The following is an 18,367-nucleotide window of genomic DNA, read 5'->3' on the forward strand; positions in this document are numbered from 1 at the left end:
AACGTGCTGGCGCTGATCGAGCGCTGCGTGGAGCGGGCGCACACCTCCGCCGCGGGGGCGGCCCCCAAGGTGTCCTTGTATCACCTCGTCCTACAGATCCGCGGCGGCTACGAGGGGCTGCTGATCGCTCTGCCCCCTGAGCACTGGACGGCCTGCGGTGCGACCGACCCACCGGCCCTGGCCGCGCGCCTGCTGAGCTTGGCCCGCAGGATCGACCCCGGGCGCGTGACGGTCGGCAGGCGAAAACCCAAAGACCCCGCGGCAGAACCTAAGCGCGCCAGCAGAGGTCACGTCGCAACCGCAAGGATCCTCAACAACCAAACACCTTAAAAGGGCTGGGCCCAGGCCCTTTGGCGGGGTTCTCAGGGGCGGAGCCCCTGAGGCTTGCAGGGCTCCGCCCTGCACCCGCAAAAGGTCGCAGACCTTTTGAAACCGGGCCTTTGATCAACTGCGCAGGGGCCGATCAGTAGGTCCAGCGCTGCGCCTTCGAGACCAGGAAGTCGCGGAAAGCCTGCACCCGGGCGACCGAGCGCATCTCCTCGGCATAGACGAGATAGCTCTCAAGGCTTGGCATCTCGGTATCGCGCAGGACCTGGGTGAGCTGTTGGTCGCCGTCCACCGCATAGTCGGGCAGGATGCCGATGCCGGCGCCGGCCTCCATGGCCCGTTGAAGCGCGCCGATGTTGTTCACCGTCAGGTGGACGCTGCGCCGGTCGCGGCCCTCGCGCCCGGCATCGGCCAACCAATGGGCCGCCAGCAGGTAGGACGGCTCGTTGCCGCCGAAGGAGACGAGGCGGTGATCGTCGAGCTCCTCGATGGTCTTGGGCTCGCCGAAGCGCTTGACGTAATCGACGCTCGCGAAGGCGTGGTAGTGCACCGTGAACAACCGGCGCTGGATCAGATCCGGCTGGGCCGGGCGGCGCATGCGGATCGCCACGTCGGCCTCGCGCATGGCGAGATCCAGCTCTTCGTTGGTGAGGATCAGCTCGATCCGGACATCCGGGTAGAGGTCGAGGAACTCGCCGACCCGCTGCGACAGCCACGAGGTGCCCAGGCCCACCGTCGTGGTGACCTTGAGGTCGCCGGTCGGCCGCTCGGAAGTCTCGACTAGGCGTGCCCGGGTGTTCTCCAGGCGCAGCTTCATGTCTCGGGCAGCGCGGAACAGCAGGTCGCCCTGCTCGGTGAGGATCAGGCCGCGGGCGTGGCGGTGGAACAGCGGCGCCTTCAGCTCGCGCTCCAGGGCGCTGATCTGGCGGCTCACCGCCGACTGGCTGAGGCCAATATCGTCGCCCGCCTTGGTGAAGCTGCCCGCCTCCGCGACGTTCAGGAAGATCCGGATCTTGTCCCAATCCAAGGCGAGAACCCCCACCAACGCGAATCCGCACCCGATGCCCGGCTCGGACCGAGCCGCACCTGCGTCGGGCGATGGACCGGGCAATGCGCGTGCGACCGACGCCAAGGGGGCACGGCCGGCGCTGCAGGGGCATGCACGGATTGCAGCCCTGCCCGGTCAGAACCCCTATGCGCCCGGCGCATGGTCCGATGCAAGCGCTGAGATCGCGATCTTGTTGACAGGATTTTGGTCCACGAGCGCGGGGCAACCCGCGCTGCGTGGTCTCACTCGGCCGCGGCGGCCTGGAGCGGCGTCTCGCCGATCTCGAGATTGGCAAGGAATTTCTCGGCTTCGAGGGCAGCCATGCAGCCCATGCCGGCAGCCGTGATCGCCTGACGGTAGACGTCGTCGGTGACGTCGCCCGCAGCGAAGACGCCGGGGATCTCGGTCTCGGTGGTGCCGGGCTTCACCGACAGGTAGCCGCCATGGCGCATCGGAAGCTGCCCCTCGAAGATCGCGGTGGCCGGCTGATGGCCGATCGCCACGAACACGCCGTCGGCCGGCACCTCGCTGGTCTCGCCGGTGCGCGGGTCCTTGAGCCGGACATGGGTGACCGTCGCGGCCGGCTTCTGGACGCCGCAGATCTCGGCGACCTCCCGGTGCCACAGCACCTCGACGTTCGGGTGCTTGAACAGCCGCTCCTGCAGGATCCGCTCGGCCCGGAAGCTGTCGCGGCGATGCACGACCGTGACCTTCTTGGCGATGTTGGCGAGGTACAGGGCCTCCTCGACGGCGGTGTTGCCGCCGCCGACCACCACGACCTCCTTGCCGCGGAAGAAGAAGCCGTCGCAGGTCGCGCAGGCCGAGACGCCGCCGCCCTGGAACGCCGCCTCGGAGGGCAGGCCGAGCCACTTCGCCTGGGCGCCGGTGGCAATGATCAGCGTGTCGCAGGAATAGGTCTCGCCCGAATCGGCCTCCAGCCGGAACGGCCGCTGCTTGAGATCGACCGAGGTGATGTATTCCGGGACGATCTTCGTGCCGACATGCTCGGCCTGCAGCCGCATCTGCTCCATGAGCCACGGCCCCTGGATCGCCTCGGCAAAGCCCGGATAATTCTCGACATCGGTGGTGATCATCAGCTGGCCGCCGGGCTGGAAGCCGGAGATCAGCAGCGGCTCCACCATGGCGCGGGCGGCGTAGATCGCCGCCGTATAGCCAGCGGGACCGGAGCCGACGATCACGAGCTTGGCGTGGGTATGGGCCATGTCTCTCGCTTCCTTCAGATCGATCCCGCAATGCGGTGCGCAGCGTAAGCCTTGGCGAGCGCTTCGGCTATCACCGGGGTCGCGTCGATCGGCTTGTACGGCAGGTCGATCAAACGACCCGTGAACGGCCGCAGCGCACCGGCGATCGCCAGACCGGCGAACATCCGCCGATGCCGAATATAGGTGCGCGGCAGATCGAACAGCAGGACCGGCGCACCGGTCGCCACGGCCTCGCTCACCATGTTGGCCGAATCGGAGGTCACCACGATCGCCTCGGCGAGCGCCAGCATGGCGACGTAGGGATTGCCGCCGGTGCCGTCCCAGAGGAAGCCGCCGGTCTCGGCGGTCAGCGCCTTGACCGCGTCGCGCAGGGGGTTGGGGGTGCGGCGGGAGATCGTGACCATCAGCCGGCAGCCCTGGTCGATCAGCCCGCGCAGGTCGCCGACCAGACGCTCCATATCGGTCTTGCGGTAGCTCAGGTGCCGACTGTCGCCGCCGACCAGAACCGCCACGCGCGGGCCGTCGAGGCTGGCGAGGCGTGGGTCCGGATGGGCCCGGGCCTCGGCGAGCCGCGCGGCGGTGACGAGGTGCGGCGCGGTGAGCGTGGTGAAGACGTTGGGGCCACGCAGGTCGTCGTAATCCGGCACCCAGATGAAGTCGGCGCTGTCCTCGCCGGTGCGCGGATCCTTGAGGAAGGCCGTGAAGGTCCGCCCCTCCGTCGCACGCCGCACCGCCCGCAGATACGGCACCGCCCGGCGGCCCGAGGCGATCAGCAGGTCCGGATAGGGGCCCGACAAGGCGCCGTTGCGCCGGCGCGGGCTCTCGCGCGGATCGATCGGCCCCCAAGGCGCGATCCAGCCGAACGGGCCGGCGGCCGGGACCTGGCGGATCTCGAACTCGACCCCAAGGGTCTCGGCGATGCCGACGCACTGGTTCTCGTCGCCGGCCTTGCCGTCGGTAATGATCCAGGCCCGAGCCTCAGACAGTTCGGGAAGGGGCTCGCGCCGCGTGGATGTCTGGGCCGGCGGGGCGATATTCGCCTCCGACACGTCGATGCTTTTCATCGGCAACGCCTTACACCGCAGGCCGGGCTTGGGCTAATCGCGCGGCAGATCGCGGGCGAGCCACTGGGCGTAGATGTCGGCGATGGCCGCCAAACGGCGTTCTTCGAAGTCCGGAGCGTACCAGGCACCGCCATAGCTCGACGGCGTCGCGGTCATCTGCGGGTGCCGGCCGAGCACTTGGCCGTTGCGGCTGACGAGCAGCGCCTCGCCTTCGAGATAGTCGGTCTCGAAATTACCGCCCCGGCCGCGGAACGCGCCGCTGCCGACATAGGGCCGCAGCGACAGGGCCTTCACCACCACGACGAGGCGCGGCCCGCCGCCGCCGATCCGGTCGGCCAAAGTCTTGCGCAGAGCCCCGGTCAGATCGGCGGCCAGCGCCTCGGCCTGGAGGCCGGCGCCGGCAGCCCGCAGGGGCCGCACGTCGACCCGGATATCCGAGAAGAGGGCGGTCGGCGGAAAGTCGCCGGCCACCGCCGCCCCCGCGAAGCCGCAGAGGACGAGGCCGGCGAGCCGGCCCCAGAGACGCGAGATCATGCGCTCAGCCGCCGAACTGGACGCCGACGACCTCGTAGGACTTGCCGCCGCCCGGCGTCGTGACCTCGACCGTGTCGCCGACACCCTTGCCGATGAGGGCGCGAGCGATCGGCGACGTGATCGAGACGCGCCCCGCATGCACGTCGGCCTCGGGCTCGCCCACGATCTGGTAGGTCTTCTCCTCTTCCGTGTCCTCGTCCACGAGTTTCACGGTGGCGCCGAACTTGATCTTGTCGCCGGATAGCTTCGAGACGTCGATGATCTCGGCGCGCGCGATCATGCTCTCGAGCTCCATCACGCGTCCCTCGTTGTGGGACTGGGCCTCCTTGGCCGCGTGATACTCGGCGTTCTCGGACAGGTCTCCATGCGCGCGGGCCTCGGCGATCGCCGCGACGATGCGCTGGCGCTCGACCTGCTGGCGGTGCTTCAGCTCCTCTTCGAGGGCTGCGAATCCACGCACCGTGATCGGAACCTTGTCTATCGCCATCGTCTCGCGCCACAATGAAGAGGCCCGGCCGAGAGTGGAGCACTCTCCCCGGGCCACGAAGTTAAGTCAGCGGAACCCTGAGGTTCAGGCCGCGAAGTATTCTTGCAAGGCGCGGACCTGGAGATCGCCTTCTAGATAGGCCTTGATCCCTTCGGCCGCAGCCATCGCGCCGGCTAGAGTGGTGTAATACGGCACCTTATGCAAGAGGGCCGCGCGCCGGAGCGAGCGCGAGTCCGACAGCGCGCCGGCGCCCTCCGTTGTGTTCAGCACGAGCTGGATGTCGCCGTTCTTGATCGAGTCGACCACGTGCGGCCGGCCCTCCAGAACCTTGTTCACGCGCTCGGCCGGCACGCCGTTCTCGACCAAAAACTTTTGGGTCCCGCCGGTGGCCAGGATCGAGAAGCCGAGATCGGAGAGGAGCTTCACGCTCGGCAGGATCCGGGCCTTGTCGGCGTCGCGCACCGAGACGAACACCGTGCCGGAGCGCGGCACCTGCGTCCCTGAGCCGAGCTGGCTCTTGGCGAAGGCTACGCCGAAGCTGGCATCGAGCCCGATCACCTCGCCGGTGGAGCGCATCTCCGGTCCGAGCAGGACGTCGACGCCGGGGAAGCGCGCGAACGGGAACACCGCCTCCTTGACGGCGATATGGGCGAGTTCCTTGCGCTTCAGGCCGAAGCTCGCGAGCTTCTCGCCGGCCATGACCCGGGCGGCGATCTTGGCGATCGGCTCGCCGATCACCTTGGCGACGAACGGCACCGTCCGGGAAGCGCGGGGGTTCACCTCCAGCACGTAGATGTCGCCGTCCTTGATCGCGTACTGGACGTTCATCAGGCCGCCGACCTTCAGGGCCAGGGCCATCGCGGTGGTCTGGCGCTCCAGCTCCGCGATGGTCTCCGGGGAGAGCGAGCGCGACGGCAGGGAGCAGGCGGAATCGCCGGAATGGATTCCGGCCTCCTCGATGTGCTCCATGATGCCGGCGATGAACACGTCCTGGCCGTCGCAGACCGCGTCCACGTCGATCTCGACCGCGTCCGAGAGGTAGCGGTCGAACAGCAGCGGGTTCTTGCCCAGCACCGTGTTGATCTGCCCGGTCTTGTCGTTCGGGTAGCGGGCGACGACGTCGGACGGGATCAGGCTCGGCAAGGTGCCGAGCAGGTAGTCGGCGAACTGGCTCTCGTCGCGGATGATCGCCATGGCGCGGCCGCCCAGCACGTAGCTCGGGCGCACCACGAAGGGCAGGCCGAGCTCGGAGGCGATGAGCCGGCTCTGCTCCACCGAATAGGCGATGCCGTTCTTCGGCTGCTTCATGCCGAGCTTGTCGAGGAGCCGCTTGAACTGGTCGCGGTCCTCGGCAAGGTCGATCGCGTCCGGGGAGGTACCGAGGATCGGCACGCCGGCCGCCTCAAGGGCGCGGGCGAGCTTCAGCGGCGTCTGGCCGCCGAACTGCACGATGACGCCGTGCAGGGTGCCAGCCTGCCGCTCGGTCTCGATGATCTCCAGCACGTCCTCGGCGGTCAGCGGTTCGAAATAGAGCCGGTCCGAGGTGTCGTAGTCGGTCGAGACAGTCTCCGGATTGCAGTTGACCATGATGGTCTCGTAGCCGGCATCCGACAGTGCGAAGCAGGCGTGGCAGCAGCAATAATCGAACTCGATGCCCTGGCCGATCCGGTTCGGGCCGCCGCCCAGGATGATGATTTTTTTGGCATCCGTCGGCTGCGCCTCATCGACGACAGTGCCGGCGAACGGGGCCACGTAAGTCGAGTACATGTAGGCGGTGGGCGCCTTGAACTCGGCCGCGCAGGTGTCGATGCGCTTGAACACGGGGCGCACGCCGAGCGAGCGGCGCAGGGCGCGCACATCCGCCTCCTCGGTCTTCGCCAACACGGCCAGGCGCGCATCGGAAAAACCCGCGGCCTTGAGCTGGCGGAACGCTCCGGGGGTGCGGGGCAGGCCGTGCGCCTTCACCCGGTTCTCCAAGTCCACGATCGCCTGGATCTGCTCCAGGAACCACGGATCGACCTTGCAGGAGGCGTGAACCTCCTCGTGGCTGACGCCCAACCGCAGGGCCTGGGCGATCTTGAGGAGCCGGTCCGGCGTCGGCACGCCGAGCGCCGCCTTGATGGCGTTATGGTCGTCGCCGCGGCCCAGACCCTCGATCTCGATCTCATCGAGGCCGGTGAGCCCGGTCTCCAGCGAGCGCAGGGCCTTCTGAAGCGATTCCGCGAAGCAGCGGCCGATCGCCATCGCCTCGCCCACCGACTTCATGGCGGTGGTCAGGGTCGGCTCGGCGCCGGGGAATTTCTCGAAGGCGAAGCGCGGGATCTTGGTGACGACGTAATCGATCGTCGGCTCGAACGAGGCCGGGGTCGCGCCGCCGGTGATGTCGTTGGCGATCTCGTCCAGGGTGTAGCCCACCGCCAGCTTGGCCGCGACCTTGGCGATCGGGAAGCCGGTGGCCTTCGAGGCCAAAGCCGAGGAGCGCGAAACGCGCGGGTTCATCTCGATCACGATCATCCGCCCGTTCTCGGGGTTGATCGCGAACTGCACGTTCGAGCCGCCGGTCTCGACGCCGATCTCGCGCAGCACCGCCAGGGATGCGTCGCGCATCACCTGATATTCCTTGTCGGTGAGCGTCAGGGCCGGGGCGACGGTGATCGAGTCGCCGGTATGCACGCCCATCGGGTCGATGTTCTCGATGGAGCAGACGATGATGCAATTGTCCGCCTTATCGCGGACGACCTCCATCTCGTATTCCTTCCAGCCGAGCACGCTCTCCTCGATCAGCACCTCGTTGGTCGGGGAGGCGTCGATGCCGCGCTCGACGATGTCGAGGAATTCTTCGCGGTTGTAGGCGATGCCGCCGCCGGTGCCGCCCATGGTGAAGGACGGGCGGATGATCGCCGGCAGGCCGACCTCGGCGAGCGCGATCAGGGCCTGTCCGAGGGCATGCTCGCCGTAGCGCTTGCGCCGCTCGGATTCGCCGGACTGCCACTTGCGCTCGAAGGCGGCGACCGCCGCGGCGCGCGCCTGCGGCTCTGGGTTGGCGGCCTCGATCCTGGCGATCTCGGCCAAAAACTTCTCCCGGTCGGCCTTCTTGGCCGCGGAGGCGTTGGCGAGCGCCGATTTCGGGGTGTCGAGCCCGATCTTGGTCATGGCGTCCCGGAACAGGCTCCGGTCCTCGGCCTTGTCGATGGCCTCGGCGGTGGCGCCGATCATCTGCACGCCGTACTTGGCCAGCACGCCCATCTTCTGCAGCGACAGGGCGCAGTTCAGCGCCGTCTGGCCGCCCATGGTCGGCAGGATCGCGTCCGGGCGCTCCTTCTCGATGATCTTGGCGACGATCTCCGGGGTGATCGGCTCGACATAGGTCGCGTCCGCCATGTCCGGGTCGGTCATGATCGTCGCCGGGTTCGAATTCACCAGGACGATCCGGTAGCCCTCCTCGCGGAGGGCCTTGCAGGCCTGGGTCCCGGAATAATCGAACTCGCAAGCCTGCCCGATAATGATCGGCCCCGCACCGACGATGAGGATCGAGGAGATGTCGGTGCGCTTGGGCATTGGCGGCCTTTTCAGGCCAAGCGCGCCCGGTCGGGCACGGCTCGGATCGGCCCTGCTCCCGGACGCGCGTGGCGGGATTGTCGTTGAGCGCCGCGTTTACACGGGCGCTCCGCGCATTGGAAGGCCGGGGCCCGGCGGCGGTTTCGCGGCCCTCGGCGCCGGCGCTCACCGGCCCTGGGTCAAATTCGAATAAATCTCAAGTATCCGAGAGATCATCCGCAGCGTTGCGGAGTCTTTTCGCGGGCCATAAAGCTCCGGCGATCGACGGTCCCGTCGATTGAAATGATACCAATTCGAGATCGACGATGATCAGGGAAACGTTCAGTGCGGCGATGCTTGTGCTTGGCGCGGCAGCGGGGGCGCAGGCTACGGAAGTCTCCATCAAGACGCTCAACAGCGGCCCAGGGGGCATGATGGTCTTCGATCCGGCCTTCGTGAAGATTCAGCCCGGGGACACGGTGCGGTTCGTGCCAACCGACAAGGGCCACAACGCCGAGCTCATCAAGGGCATGGCGCCCGAGGGCGCGCCAACCTTCAAGACCGTGGTCGGCAAGGAGGAGGCCGTCACCTTCGACAAGCCCGGCCTCTACGGCTTCAAGTGCGCGCCGCACTACATCATGGGCATGGTCGGCCTGATCGAGGTCGGCGACAAGCCGGAGAACCTGGAGGCCGCCAAGGCAGTCCAGCACGGCAAGCTGGCCGCCAAGCGTTTCGAGCCGCTGTTCGAGAAGGTTCAGTAAGGGGAACGGCGGGGGCGGCCCGCCGCCCCCGTTCAGAACCCGGCGTAGAGCGCGGCGAGCGCCCGGTCGATGGACAGATAAAAAATCCCGAAGGCGACGACCGCGGCAGCGGCGAATTCCAGTGCAACGTTCGACAGTGTCTGCGCCCGGCGCAGCATCTCGCGGCCGAAATATAGGGAGACCCAGGCGAGGGCGAGGACGGCCGGCATGGCGAACAGGTAAGAGACCGTGCTCTCGACCCGGTCGAGACCGGCGGCCGGATCGATCAGCGCCCGGATGTTGCGCACCCACGGGGCGTAGAGGGCGGCGTAGAGGGCAGTCGCCCAGGCGAGGCCGGCGGCGATGCCGAGATGGACCATGAACGTGCGGTGCAGGCGGGAGAAGTCGTCGCGTGCCTCGTCGATGGTCATCCGGCAATCCCCTTCGGACGGAGCCGCCATGCGCGGCCCGTCGATGGGGTGATGAAGCCTCCGGAATTCGCGGATTTTATGACCTCGGCGCGGCCTGAATGGGACCGCGCCGATCGCAGCCGGTCAGGCGTCGGTCGCCTTCTCCGGCTCGCCGGACCGCATCAGCGTGACGAAGCGCTCGAACAGGTAGTGGCTGTCGCGCGGACCCGGCGAGGCCTCCGGGTGGTGTTGCACGGAGAAGGCCGGCCGGTCGGTGAGGGTAAGGCCGCAATTCGAGCCGTCGAACAGGGAGACATGGGTCTCCACCGCGCTCGCCGGCAGGCTCCCGGGATCCACCGCGAAGCCGTGGTTCATCGAGACGATCTCGACCTTGCCGGTGGTCTTGTCCTTCACCGGGTGATTCGCGCCATGATGGCCCTGACCCATCTTCACGGTCCGGCCGCCCAGCGCGAGGCCCATGAGCTGGTGCCCGAGGCAGATGCCGAAGGTCGGCACCTTCTCGTCCAGGAGCTTGCGGATCACCGGCACCGCGTAGGTGCCGGTGGCCGCCGGGTCGCCGGGGCCGTTCGACAGGAACACGCCGTCCGGCTTGAGCGCCAGAATCTCTTCCGCGCTGGTGGTGGCCGGCACCACGGTGACGTCGCAACCAGCCTGGGCCAGCAACCGCAGGATGTTGCGCTTCACGCCGTAATCGATCGCCACGACCTTCAGGCCGTCGCCGGGCGCGCGCGTGCCGTAGCCGTCGCCGAGCGCCCAAACGGTCTCCGACCATTCGGTGGTCGCTCGGCTGGTGACCGGCGGTACGAGGTCGAGGCCTTCCATGGGGGCGAGGGCGGCAGCACGGGCCTTCAGCGCCTCGCGGTCGAACCGGCCCTCGGGATCGTTGGCGATGACGGCGTTCGGCATGCCGGCATCGCGGATCCGGGCGGTGAGCGCGCGGGTGTCGACACCGGTGATGCCGACGATGCCCCGGGCATCGAGCCAGCCGTCGAGATGGGACGAGGACCGCCAGTTCGACGGCTTGGTCACCGCCGAGGCGATCACGGTGCCGCGCACGCCGGAGGCCGGAGCCGCCTCAAGGCTCTCCAGATCCTCGTCGTTCGTGCCGACATTGCCGATATGCGGGAACGTGAAGGTGACGATCTGCCCGGCATAGGACGGGTCGGTCAGGATCTCCTGGTACCCGGTCATCGCCGTGTTGAAGCAGACCTCGCCGTCGGCGATTCCGGTCCGACCGATGCCGAAGCCTTCGAGGATGGTCCCATCCGCCAGAACCAGCAGGGCCGTCGCCACGGGCTCGGCCCAGGGTTCGGGGGCGGCGGGTTTGGAGGCCTGCGCGGCGGCGTCTTGCAGCATCGGGTCGGTCTCGCTTATGTCCGGCCGAAGGCAGGCACCGCGTTGCGGCGCGCTCGGCTGGCGGCATGATCGTGTGCGGCGCTCTTAGCGAGCGGCCCGCGATGGGGTCAATGTGGCCCTGTGGCCGAAGCCGCTCAACACCCGCAAACTGCAGGCCAGCCCCCCGTTTCACCCGTCGGAAGGTTTATCGAGATGCTGCGCGCCCGCCTCACCACCGAGATGAAGGAGGCCATGAAGGCCGGCGACAAGGACAAGCTCGCCACCGTGCGGATGATCCAGGCCGCACTCAAGGACAAGGATATCGAGGCCCGGGGCCTCGGCAAGGAGCCGGCCTCCGATGAGGAGATCCTGTCGCTGCTCCAGAAGATGATCAAGCAGCGGACCGAATCGGCCTCGGTCTACGAGCAGGGCGGCCGCCCGGAACTCGCCGCCAACGAGCGCGCCGAGATCGCGATCATCGAGGCGTTCCTGCCCAAGCAGATGGACGAGACCGAGATGAAGGCCGCGGTCGAGGCGGCGATCCTGGAAACCGGCGCCGCCGGCCAGAAGGATATGGGCCGGGTCATCGCCGCCCTGAAGGGCACCTTCGCGGGCCGGATGGATTTTGGGAAAGCGAGCGGGCTGGTGAAGGCCGCGCTGGCGGCCAAGGGCTGAGGCTCGGACGTCCGGCTCTCCCCGCAATCCCCCGCCTGATCGAGCCTTCGATCGACCGGGCGGGACTCAAGTACCCCCATCGCGCTATATCCAGCGGTCAGGCAATCGACCCGCAGGCCCCGTGCGCTATCCCCCCCACATCCTGGAAGAGATCCGCGCCCGGCTGCCGGCCTCCTCTGTGGTCGGGCGGCGGGTCCAGCTCAAGAAGGCCGGCCGCGAATGGCGCGGCCTGTCGCCGTTCAATGCCGAGAAGACTCCGTCCTTCTACGTGAACGACCAGAAGCAGTTCTATCACTGCTTCTCCTCTTCCAAGCACGGCGACATCTTCACCTTCCTGATGGAGACCGAGGGCCTGAGCTTCCCCGAGGCGGTGGAGCGGCTGGCGAGTGAGGCCGGTGTCACCCTGCCGGCGCCCACCGAGGACAACCGCGCCAGCGAGCAGAAGCGCGCCGGGGCCATCGAGGTCATGGAGATGGCCGCCCGGTGGTTCGAGGAGCGGCTGCGGTCGGGGCAGGGCAGCGAGGCACGCGTTTATCTCGAGCGCCGGGCGCTGAAGGACGAGACGCAGCGGGCCTTCCGGCTCGGCTACGCGCCGAACGAGCGCTATGCGCTGCGCGATCACCTCGCAGGGCAGGGGGTCGACAAAGCGCTGATGGTGGAATTGGGCCTGCTCGCCGGCGGCGAGGATGTCTCGGTCCCGTACGATTATTTCCGCGACCGGGTGATGTTCCCGATCACCGACACACGCGGCCGGGTCGTCGCCTTCGGGGGGCGGGCGCTCTCCAAGGAGGTGCGCGCCAAGTACCTGAACTCCCCCGAGACGCCGCTCTTCCACAAGGGCCGGACGCTCTACAACCTCCACGGCGCCCGCAAGGCGGCGCACGAGCGCGGCTCGATCATCGCGGTCGAGGGCTATGTCGACGTCATTGCCATGACGCTCGCCGGCCATCCCGAAACGGTGGCGCCGCTGGGCACCGCGCTGACCGAGGAGCAGCTGGCCCTGCTCTGGCGCCATGCCGACGAGCCGATCCTGTGCTTCGACGGCGACAAGGCCGGGCAGCGGGCGGCCTTCCGGGCCCTCGACATCGCACTGCCGGCCCTCGAACCCGGCCGGTCCCTGCGGATCGCCCTGCTGCCGGGCGGGCAGGATCCGGACGATCTGCTGCGCTCAGGCGGACCGGGCGCGATCGACCAGGTGCTGCAGGCCGCTTTGCCCCTGTCGGAACTGCTCTGGCGCCGGGCGCTCGAATCCGGGCCGGCGGACACCCCCGAGCGCCGCGCCGGCCTGACCCAGACCCTGCGCGCCACCGTCGCCACGATCCGCAACGAGACGGTCAAGCGCTACTACCGCGACGACATCGAGGAGCGGCTGCGCAGCCTGTCGCCCCGGAGCGCGCGCGCCGCCGGGCCCGGCCCCGGGCCGAAGGGGCAGAACCGCCGCTTCGCCCGTCCGGGCGAGCCGGTGTCGCCGCGCATCACCGGCAGCCCCAGCGCCTCGATGACCGCCTCGGCGGGCTTCTCGGGGGCGGCGCCGGTGCGCGAGGCGGTGATCGCCGGAACGCTGCTGGTCCACCCCGAAATGCTGGGCGAGTTCGGCGACGAGGTCTCGGAACTCGACTTCGAGGATCCCGACGCCCGGGCGCTCCTGTCGGTCCTGGTCGCATCTGCCGCAGAGGACGGACAAACGAATGCCGACCTGTTGCAAAGCCGCATCACACGGGCCGGTCTCGCTGACGCGGCGGAGCGGATTCTTGCGCTGGCGCGCTCCCGAGACCGGATTACGCTGTCTCCGCACGCCGATCCGCAGCAGCGCGCGGACGCTCTCAGACAGGCAATGATCTTGCACCGGCAGGCTGGAGCGCTACATAGCGAACTTCGCGAAGCACGGCAGGCGTTTGAGGACGATCCGACCGATGCCGGGTGGGCATGGCTCTGCGAAGTCAAGGCGAGGCTGGAGACCGTCATCGCCGCCGAGGCAGAAGCCGATAAGCCGGTGTCGAGCGACTCGACCGCCGCATGAGGGCTGTGCGATGGCGGTGGCGGCGGGCAGAACCCCGCCATAGTTAACAATCGGTCAAGCCTCGGGCTTGCATACGGAACCCGACGACTCAAGGCGTCCGGAGCAATCCGGGGCCACTCGCAAGTATCGCGGCGCCGACGGCGTGGAGCGGCCCTCTTCGGGCCTCCGCAGCGCGCCGCATCCGAAACAATAGGCTGATCATGGCGACGAAGGCAACGGAACGGGACGAGACGGACGCTGCCCCCGAGCAGCAGACCGACGGGCCGCTCCTCGACCTGACGGATGCTTCGGTCAAGCGGATGGTCAAGCTCGCCAAGAAGCGCGGCTACGTGACCTACGAAGAGGTCAACGAGGTGCTGCCCGAGGGCCAGTCCGACCCCGACCAGCTCGAGGACGTGCTGTCGCAGCTGTCCGAGATGGGCATCAACGTGGTTGAGGCCGAGGAAACCGACGAGGCGGCCGCCACCGAGAAGACGGCGAACGGCGCCGACGGCGAAGAGGAAGAGGCCGAGGGCGGCGAGGTGGCCGAGGTCGCGCCGACGCGCGCCGTCGCGGTCACCACGACCACCAAGGAGCCGACCGACCGCACCGACGATCCGGTGCGGATGTACCTGCGCGAGATGGGCTCGGTGGAGCTCCTGTCCCGCGAGGGCGAGATCGCCATCGCCAAGCGCATCGAGGCCGGCCGCGAAGCGATGATCGCGGGCCTGTGCGAGAGCCCGCTGACCTTCCAGGCGATCATCATCTGGCGGGACGAGCTCGTGGAGGGCAAGGTCCTCCTGCGCGACATCATCGATCTCGAAGCGACCTATGCCGGCCCGGACGGCAAGAACGCCCCGCAGATCGCCGAGGGCGAGGGCGAGGACGGCGCCGAGGACGGCGAGCCGCCGGCACCGCCGGAGGGTGGCGATGACGAGGACGACCTCGAGAACAACGTCTCGCTCGCCGCGATGGAAGCCGAGATCAAGCCGCGGGTCCTGGAGACCTTCGACGCGATCGCTGCGAACTACCGCAAGCTGCGCAAGTTCCAGACCGAGGGCGCCGAGCGCAAGGCCGCGGGCGAGAAGAACAGCCCGGCCCAGAACCAGAAGCAGATCGAGCTGAAGGACAGCGTCGTCGCCGACGTGAAGTCGCTCTCGCTCAACAACAACCGCATCGAGGCGCTGGTCGGCCAGCTCTACTCGATCAACAAGCAGCTGATCGGCCACGAGGGCCGGCTGATGCGCTACGCCGAGAGCCACGGCGTGGCCCGCGACGAGTTCCTGCGCCACTACCAGGGCTACGAGCTCGATCCGAACTGGATGGAGCGCGTCGGCACGCTGGGCGGCAAGGGCTGGAAGAACCTGGTCGAGCGCGGCTCGAAGCAGGTGACGGAACTGCGCGCCCAGATCCTCGATCTCGCCTCCGAGACCGGCCTGGAGATCGGCGAGTACCGCCGCATCGTCAACATGGTTCAGAAGGGCGAGCGCGAGGCCCGGCAGGCCAAGAAGGAGATGATCGAGGCCAACCTGCGCCTCGTTATCTCCATCGCCAAGAAGTACACGAACCGCGGCCTGCAGTTCCTGGACCTGATCCAGGAGGGCAACATCGGCCTGATGAAGGCGGTGGACAAGTTCGAGTACCGGCGCGGCTACAAGTTCTCGACCTACGCGACGTGGTGGATCCGGCAGGCGATCACCCGCTCGATCGCCGACCAGGCCCGCACGATCCGCATCCCGGTGCACATGATCGAGACGATCAACAAGATCGTCCGTACCTCGCGCCAGATGCTCCACGAGATCGGCCGCGAGCCGACCCCGGAGGAGCTGGCCGAGAAATTGGCCATGCCGCTGGAGAAAGTGCGAAAAGTCCTGAAGATCGCCAAGGAGCCGATCTCCCTCGAAACGCCCATCGGCGACGAGGAGGACAGCCACCTCGGCGACTTCATCGAGGACAAGAACGTCGTCCTGCCGATCGACGCGGCGATCCAGTCGAACCTGCGCGAGACCACGACCCGCGTCCTGGCGTCGTTGACCCCGCGCGAGGAGCGCGTCCTGCGCATGCGCTTCGGCATCGGCATGAACACCGACCACACCCTCGAAGAGGTCGGCCAGCAATTCTCGGTGACCCGCGAGCGCATCCGGCAGATCGAGGCCAAGGCCCTGCGCAAGCTGAAGCACCCGTCGCGCAGCCGGAAGCTCCGGAGCTTCCTGGACAACTGAGCCCCCGTCGCGGATTCCGCGGCGCCTCTCCTTACGACCGCGTTGCCACCGGGCTGCGCGGCCCCCATTGTGGCGCCATGCTCGAACGCCGCCCGCCAACGCCCGGTTTGCCGACGGCCTTCGCGGACGGATCGGAAGCCGACGACGTGCCCTTCGGCGCGCTCCAGCCCTCGGTGGGCATCCGCGACTGGCTGCTGGGCGAGGGCGCCCGGCTGCAGAAGGCCGAGGACATGCTCTCCGGCCTCGCCGAGCGGCTGATCGCGGTGGGCGTGCCGGTGGACCGGGCCTCCACGGCGATCGACACCCTGCACTCGGAATATGCTGGGGTCGGCCGGGTCTGGACCCGGGACGGCGGCACCAGCGTGCGCCTGTTCCCGCACGGAAGCCGCTCGCAGGAGGCCTATCTCAACAGCCCTTTCCACACGGTCCACGAGACCGGCGAATGGCTGATCCTCGACGTCGCCAAGACGCCGGACGACGCCTACGCGATCATTCCGGACCTGAAGGCCGGCGGCTACACCCACTACGTCGTGGCGCCGCTGTTCTTCACCAACGGCACCAAGAACGGCATCACCTTCGCCACCCGGGCGCCGGAGGGTTTTCGCGATAACGACATCGCGATCCTGCGCTTCGTCATGCCGGCCTTGGCCGCCGTGGTGGAGATGCGCGTCCTCAACAAACAGCTCGACCACGTCCTGCGGCTCTATGTCGGCGACGAGCCGCACCGGGCGATCCTGGCGGGCGACATCCGCCGCGGACAGGTGACGCGGATCCGCTCGGCGATCCTGTTCGCCGACATGCGCGACTACACCCGCACCTCCGCCGACATGACTCCCGAGGAGGCGGTCGGGCTGCTCAACGTGTTCTTCGACTGCCTGGTGCCGCCGATCGAGCGCGAAGGCGGTGAAGTCCTGAAATATCTGGGCGACGGTCTGCTGGCGATCTTTCGCGAATCGGGAGACGATCTCGGGGGCGCCGCCAAGGGCGCGCTCACCGCGGCCCAGAACGCGTTGGCGGCCCTCGACGAGGCCAACGCCCTGCACCAGTTCTCGGTGCCGGTGGCCGCCGGAATCGCGCTCCACCACGGCGAGGCCGCCTACGGCAATGTCGGCTCGGGCTCCCGCCTCGACTTCACGGTGATCGGCCGCGACGTGAACCTCGCCAGCCGCCTGGCCCGGCTGAACCGGCAGCTCGGCGAGCCGCTGCTGATGTCAAAGCCGTTCGTGGATTTCCTCTGGGGCGATCCGATCCCGCTGGGCGAGCACGTGCTCGATGGCTTCCGCGAACCCATGCCGGTGTTCCGGCCGAAATTCTTGCGGCCGCGGGCGACCAATTGAGCGCCACCCACGGCACGCCCGGGTGCCGGGCGCTCATCCTGCGCCGGCGCAGCAGGTAGTGGGTATAGCGCTCGGCACTGTGCTCGATCGCGACGGGGTTTCAGTTCCTTCAACGGAACCGGGGCCCGAGCCTAACCCACGGTCCCTTATGCGTTCAGGTTCACCATGCCGGCAAGAACTCGGCGCTGTAGGAGGGTTGCCGAGAGCCCCAGACCGGATCGACCATCTTAAGGAGAGCTTTGCGTGCCAGGTCTGCTGTTCTGGTCAATACATCTTCTGGAATGTCAGACTCGCCTAGTATTTCAAAACAAGTAGACAGGCACGCGCGATATTCACCCATATGATACGCATTAATAGAAAATTCTTCTCGCAATCCGTACGTATAAATCCATGGAATTATAGCAATACCCTCGCTCGGCATTTTCGGAGAGGTTCCACCCTCACCATAGCGATACCCGGCCGCGAAGTTTCTCCTCCGATTGCAATATTGAATAGCTCCGTGGCGTGCTTCTGCCCGCGCCGGACAAATCGGTATCGCGCGGTCATAGAGCTGTAACACGTTGTGCTCGGGCTCATCCAACTGCTCCATAAGCCGACCGGCATTGAGCAAGCTCACATATATTTCTTCCTCCCAATACCCGAGATCAGCCCGCTTTAGATACAAATCCAGAGCCTTGCGATCTTCACCGATATCTCGGTAAGACCGTGCCAGATAGAACGTGTACCGCGCGATCATGACTGGATCTGTTTCGACAGCCAGTGCTTTTTCCATCGCTGCCAGATCCCGGTGCTCCGACATGTCGTCGCGATGCCGCCCCCCATCGACGCCGCGACGCATCGCAAGGAGCAGAGTTGGAGTATCCGGATTTCCTGAACATTCCAGGAACTCGTGCACAACACCGCGATAGCGCCACTTAAATTTGTTATTAATCAGCTGAACGCGCCAGTATTTCGTATGTCCGTCTAAGATCGTCAACATGTAACCGGCTTCAGTCAGCTTTGGCATCACGAAGCCATCCGGGATGACCAATTGATCATCGGCATCGATAATCAGCGAATAGGGTGCATGCGGGCGCGCGAGCGCCAAGGCCTCGTTCCGGTTGAAGGCAAAGTCGACCCAAGGTCGCTCGACAAGCGTGCCCGGAATGTCGGCCAACGCCGTACGGATGGCCTGTTGGGTCCCATCTGTTGAGCCGGTATCGACAATGACCCAATGATCAATCATCGACCTGACAGAATCGAGGCATCGATGAATAACATGCACTTCGTCTTTGACGATCATAGAGAGACAGATTTTTTGGCCGAAGCTATTCATGGCAATAAACCCGCCTGAAGGCACGATCATACACAATGGGTCATCCGGTGTTCGTCGATAGCCTAAAATTGCCCGACCACAAAGTGGGTATGC

The 18,367-nt window shown here is 67.2% G+C and carries 14 protein-coding genes and 1 pseudogene; 6 read left to right on the forward strand and 9 right to left on the reverse strand.

The window, feature by feature from the left end; translation table 11 throughout:
• A pseudogene (locus BM228_RS34660) lies at nt 1-330 on the forward strand (hypothetical protein); the annotation flags it as partial.
• A 133-nt stretch (nt 331-463) separates the two neighbouring features.
• Here the strand turns inward: BM228_RS34660 and BM228_RS13365 are convergent.
• The 6 genes from BM228_RS13365 to carB form a co-directional block, all read right to left on the reverse strand.
• The gene (locus tag BM228_RS13365; RefSeq protein WP_092041431.1) at nt 464-1,354 is read right to left on the reverse strand and encodes a LysR family transcriptional regulator; all 891 of its coding nucleotides are present in this window, start codon (nt 1,352-1,354) and stop codon (nt 464-466) included.
• A gap of 263 nt (nt 1,355-1,617) precedes the next feature.
• Nucleotides 1,618-2,598: a thioredoxin-disulfide reductase gene (gene trxB / locus BM228_RS13370; RefSeq protein WP_092041063.1), complete on the reverse strand. Its 981-nt coding sequence runs from the start codon at nt 2,596-2,598 to the stop codon at nt 1,618-1,620.
• A gap of 14 nt (nt 2,599-2,612) precedes the next feature.
• Nucleotides 2,613-3,662, reverse strand: coding sequence for a mitochondrial fission ELM1 family protein (locus tag BM228_RS13375; protein ID WP_092041434.1), 1,050 nt, complete (start codon nt 3,660-3,662; stop codon nt 2,613-2,615).
• A 33-nt stretch (nt 3,663-3,695) separates the two neighbouring features.
• Nucleotides 3,696-4,196: a hypothetical protein gene (locus tag BM228_RS13380; RefSeq protein WP_092041066.1), complete on the reverse strand. Its 501-nt coding sequence runs from the start codon at nt 4,194-4,196 to the stop codon at nt 3,696-3,698.
• 4 nt (nt 4,197-4,200) lie between these two features.
• A complete protein-coding gene (greA, locus tag BM228_RS13385; protein WP_187277678.1) occupies nt 4,201-4,677 on the reverse strand; it encodes a transcription elongation factor GreA in 477 nt (158 codons plus the stop codon).
• 90 nt (nt 4,678-4,767) lie between these two features.
• The gene (gene carB / locus BM228_RS13390; RefSeq protein ID WP_092041068.1) at nt 4,768-8,241 is read right to left on the reverse strand and encodes a carbamoyl-phosphate synthase large subunit; all 3,474 of its coding nucleotides are present in this window, start codon (nt 8,239-8,241) and stop codon (nt 4,768-4,770) included.
• A gap of 305 nt (nt 8,242-8,546) precedes the next feature.
• Between carB and BM228_RS13395 the strand changes: the two genes are divergently transcribed.
• Entirely contained in the window at nt 8,547-8,981 is a 435-nt protein-coding gene (locus BM228_RS13395; protein WP_092041071.1) for a pseudoazurin, read from the forward strand.
• A 32-nt stretch (nt 8,982-9,013) separates the two neighbouring features.
• On the opposite strand, the gene BM228_RS13400 is transcribed toward BM228_RS13395, so the two are convergent.
• Both BM228_RS13400 and carA read right to left on the reverse strand, forming a co-directional pair.
• Nucleotides 9,014-9,391, reverse strand: a complete 378-nt coding sequence (locus BM228_RS13400; protein WP_092041074.1) for a hypothetical protein — start codon at nt 9,389-9,391, stop codon at nt 9,014-9,016.
• A gap of 123 nt (nt 9,392-9,514) precedes the next feature.
• Nucleotides 9,515-10,747 (reverse strand): glutamine-hydrolyzing carbamoyl-phosphate synthase small subunit, encoded by a 1,233-nt coding sequence (gene carA, locus BM228_RS13405; protein ID WP_092041077.1) that lies wholly within the window; start codon nt 10,745-10,747, stop codon nt 9,515-9,517.
• Between the two features lie 192 nt (nt 10,748-10,939).
• On the opposite strand from carA, the gene BM228_RS13410 reads away from it, so the two are divergent.
• The 4 genes from BM228_RS13410 (at nt 10,940) to BM228_RS13425 (ending at nt 16,959) form a co-directional block, all read left to right on the forward strand.
• Nucleotides 10,940-11,401 carry a GatB/YqeY domain-containing protein gene (locus BM228_RS13410; protein ID WP_092041080.1) on the forward strand — a complete coding sequence of 154 codons (462 nt, stop codon included), beginning with the start codon at nt 10,940-10,942 and terminating at the stop codon, nt 11,399-11,401.
• Between the two features lie 121 nt (nt 11,402-11,522).
• On the forward strand, nt 11,523-13,421 hold the full coding sequence (gene dnaG / locus BM228_RS13415) for a DNA primase (protein WP_092041084.1): 1,899 nt from the start codon (nt 11,523-11,525) through the stop codon (nt 13,419-13,421).
• Between the two features lie 200 nt (nt 13,422-13,621).
• Nucleotides 13,622-15,622, forward strand: coding sequence for an RNA polymerase sigma factor RpoD (gene rpoD / locus BM228_RS13420; protein ID WP_092041087.1), 2,001 nt, complete (start codon nt 13,622-13,624; stop codon nt 15,620-15,622).
• A 77-nt stretch (nt 15,623-15,699) separates the two neighbouring features.
• Complete coding sequence (locus BM228_RS13425) at nt 15,700-16,959, forward strand: adenylate/guanylate cyclase domain-containing protein (protein ID WP_092041090.1); 1,260 nt, start codon at nt 15,700-15,702, stop codon at nt 16,957-16,959.
• A 160-nt stretch (nt 16,960-17,119) separates the two neighbouring features.
• On the opposite strand, the gene BM228_RS13430 is transcribed toward BM228_RS13425, so the two are convergent.
• Nucleotides 17,120-18,304 (reverse strand): glycosyltransferase, encoded by a 1,185-nt coding sequence (locus tag BM228_RS13430; RefSeq protein ID WP_244537139.1) that lies wholly within the window; start codon nt 18,302-18,304, stop codon nt 17,120-17,122.
• Nucleotides 18,305-18,367 lie beyond the last annotated feature (63 nt).

The sequence above is a fragment of the Methylobacterium pseudosasicola genome (genome assembly GCF_900114535.1).
GTDB classification, from domain to species: domain Bacteria; phylum Pseudomonadota; class Alphaproteobacteria; order Rhizobiales; family Beijerinckiaceae; genus Methylobacterium; species Methylobacterium pseudosasicola.

What these genes read in the sequence shown, in the direction of transcription:
- BM228_RS13400 (WP_092041074.1), bottom strand. Translation starts at nt 9,391, where the DNA reads ATGACCATCGACGAGGCACGCGACGACTTCTCCCGCCTGCACCGCACG.
- trxB (WP_092041063.1), bottom strand. Translation starts at nt 2,598, where the DNA reads ATGGCCCATACCCACGCCAAGCTCGTGATCGTCGGCTCCGGTCCCGCT.
- carA (WP_092041077.1), bottom strand. Translation starts at nt 10,747, where the DNA reads ATGCTGCAAGACGCCGCCGCGCAGGCCTCCAAACCCGCCGCCCCCGAA.
- BM228_RS13425 (WP_092041090.1), top strand. Translation starts at nt 15,700, where the DNA reads ATGCTCGAACGCCGCCCGCCAACGCCCGGTTTGCCGACGGCCTTCGCG.
- rpoD (WP_092041087.1), top strand. Translation starts at nt 13,622, where the DNA reads ATGGCGACGAAGGCAACGGAACGGGACGAGACGGACGCTGCCCCCGAG.
- BM228_RS13410 (WP_092041080.1), top strand. Translation starts at nt 10,940, where the DNA reads ATGCTGCGCGCCCGCCTCACCACCGAGATGAAGGAGGCCATGAAGGCC.
- BM228_RS13430 (WP_244537139.1), bottom strand. Translation starts at nt 18,304, where the DNA reads ATGATCGTGCCTTCAGGCGGGTTTATTGCCATGAATAGCTTCGGCCAA.
- BM228_RS13395 (WP_092041071.1), top strand. Translation starts at nt 8,547, where the DNA reads ATGATCAGGGAAACGTTCAGTGCGGCGATGCTTGTGCTTGGCGCGGCA.
- BM228_RS13380 (WP_092041066.1), bottom strand. Translation starts at nt 4,196, where the DNA reads ATGATCTCGCGTCTCTGGGGCCGGCTCGCCGGCCTCGTCCTCTGCGGC.
- BM228_RS13375 (WP_092041434.1), bottom strand. Translation starts at nt 3,662, where the DNA reads ATGAAAAGCATCGACGTGTCGGAGGCGAATATCGCCCCGCCGGCCCAG.
- carB (WP_092041068.1), bottom strand. Translation starts at nt 8,241, where the DNA reads ATGCCCAAGCGCACCGACATCTCCTCGATCCTCATCGTCGGTGCGGGG.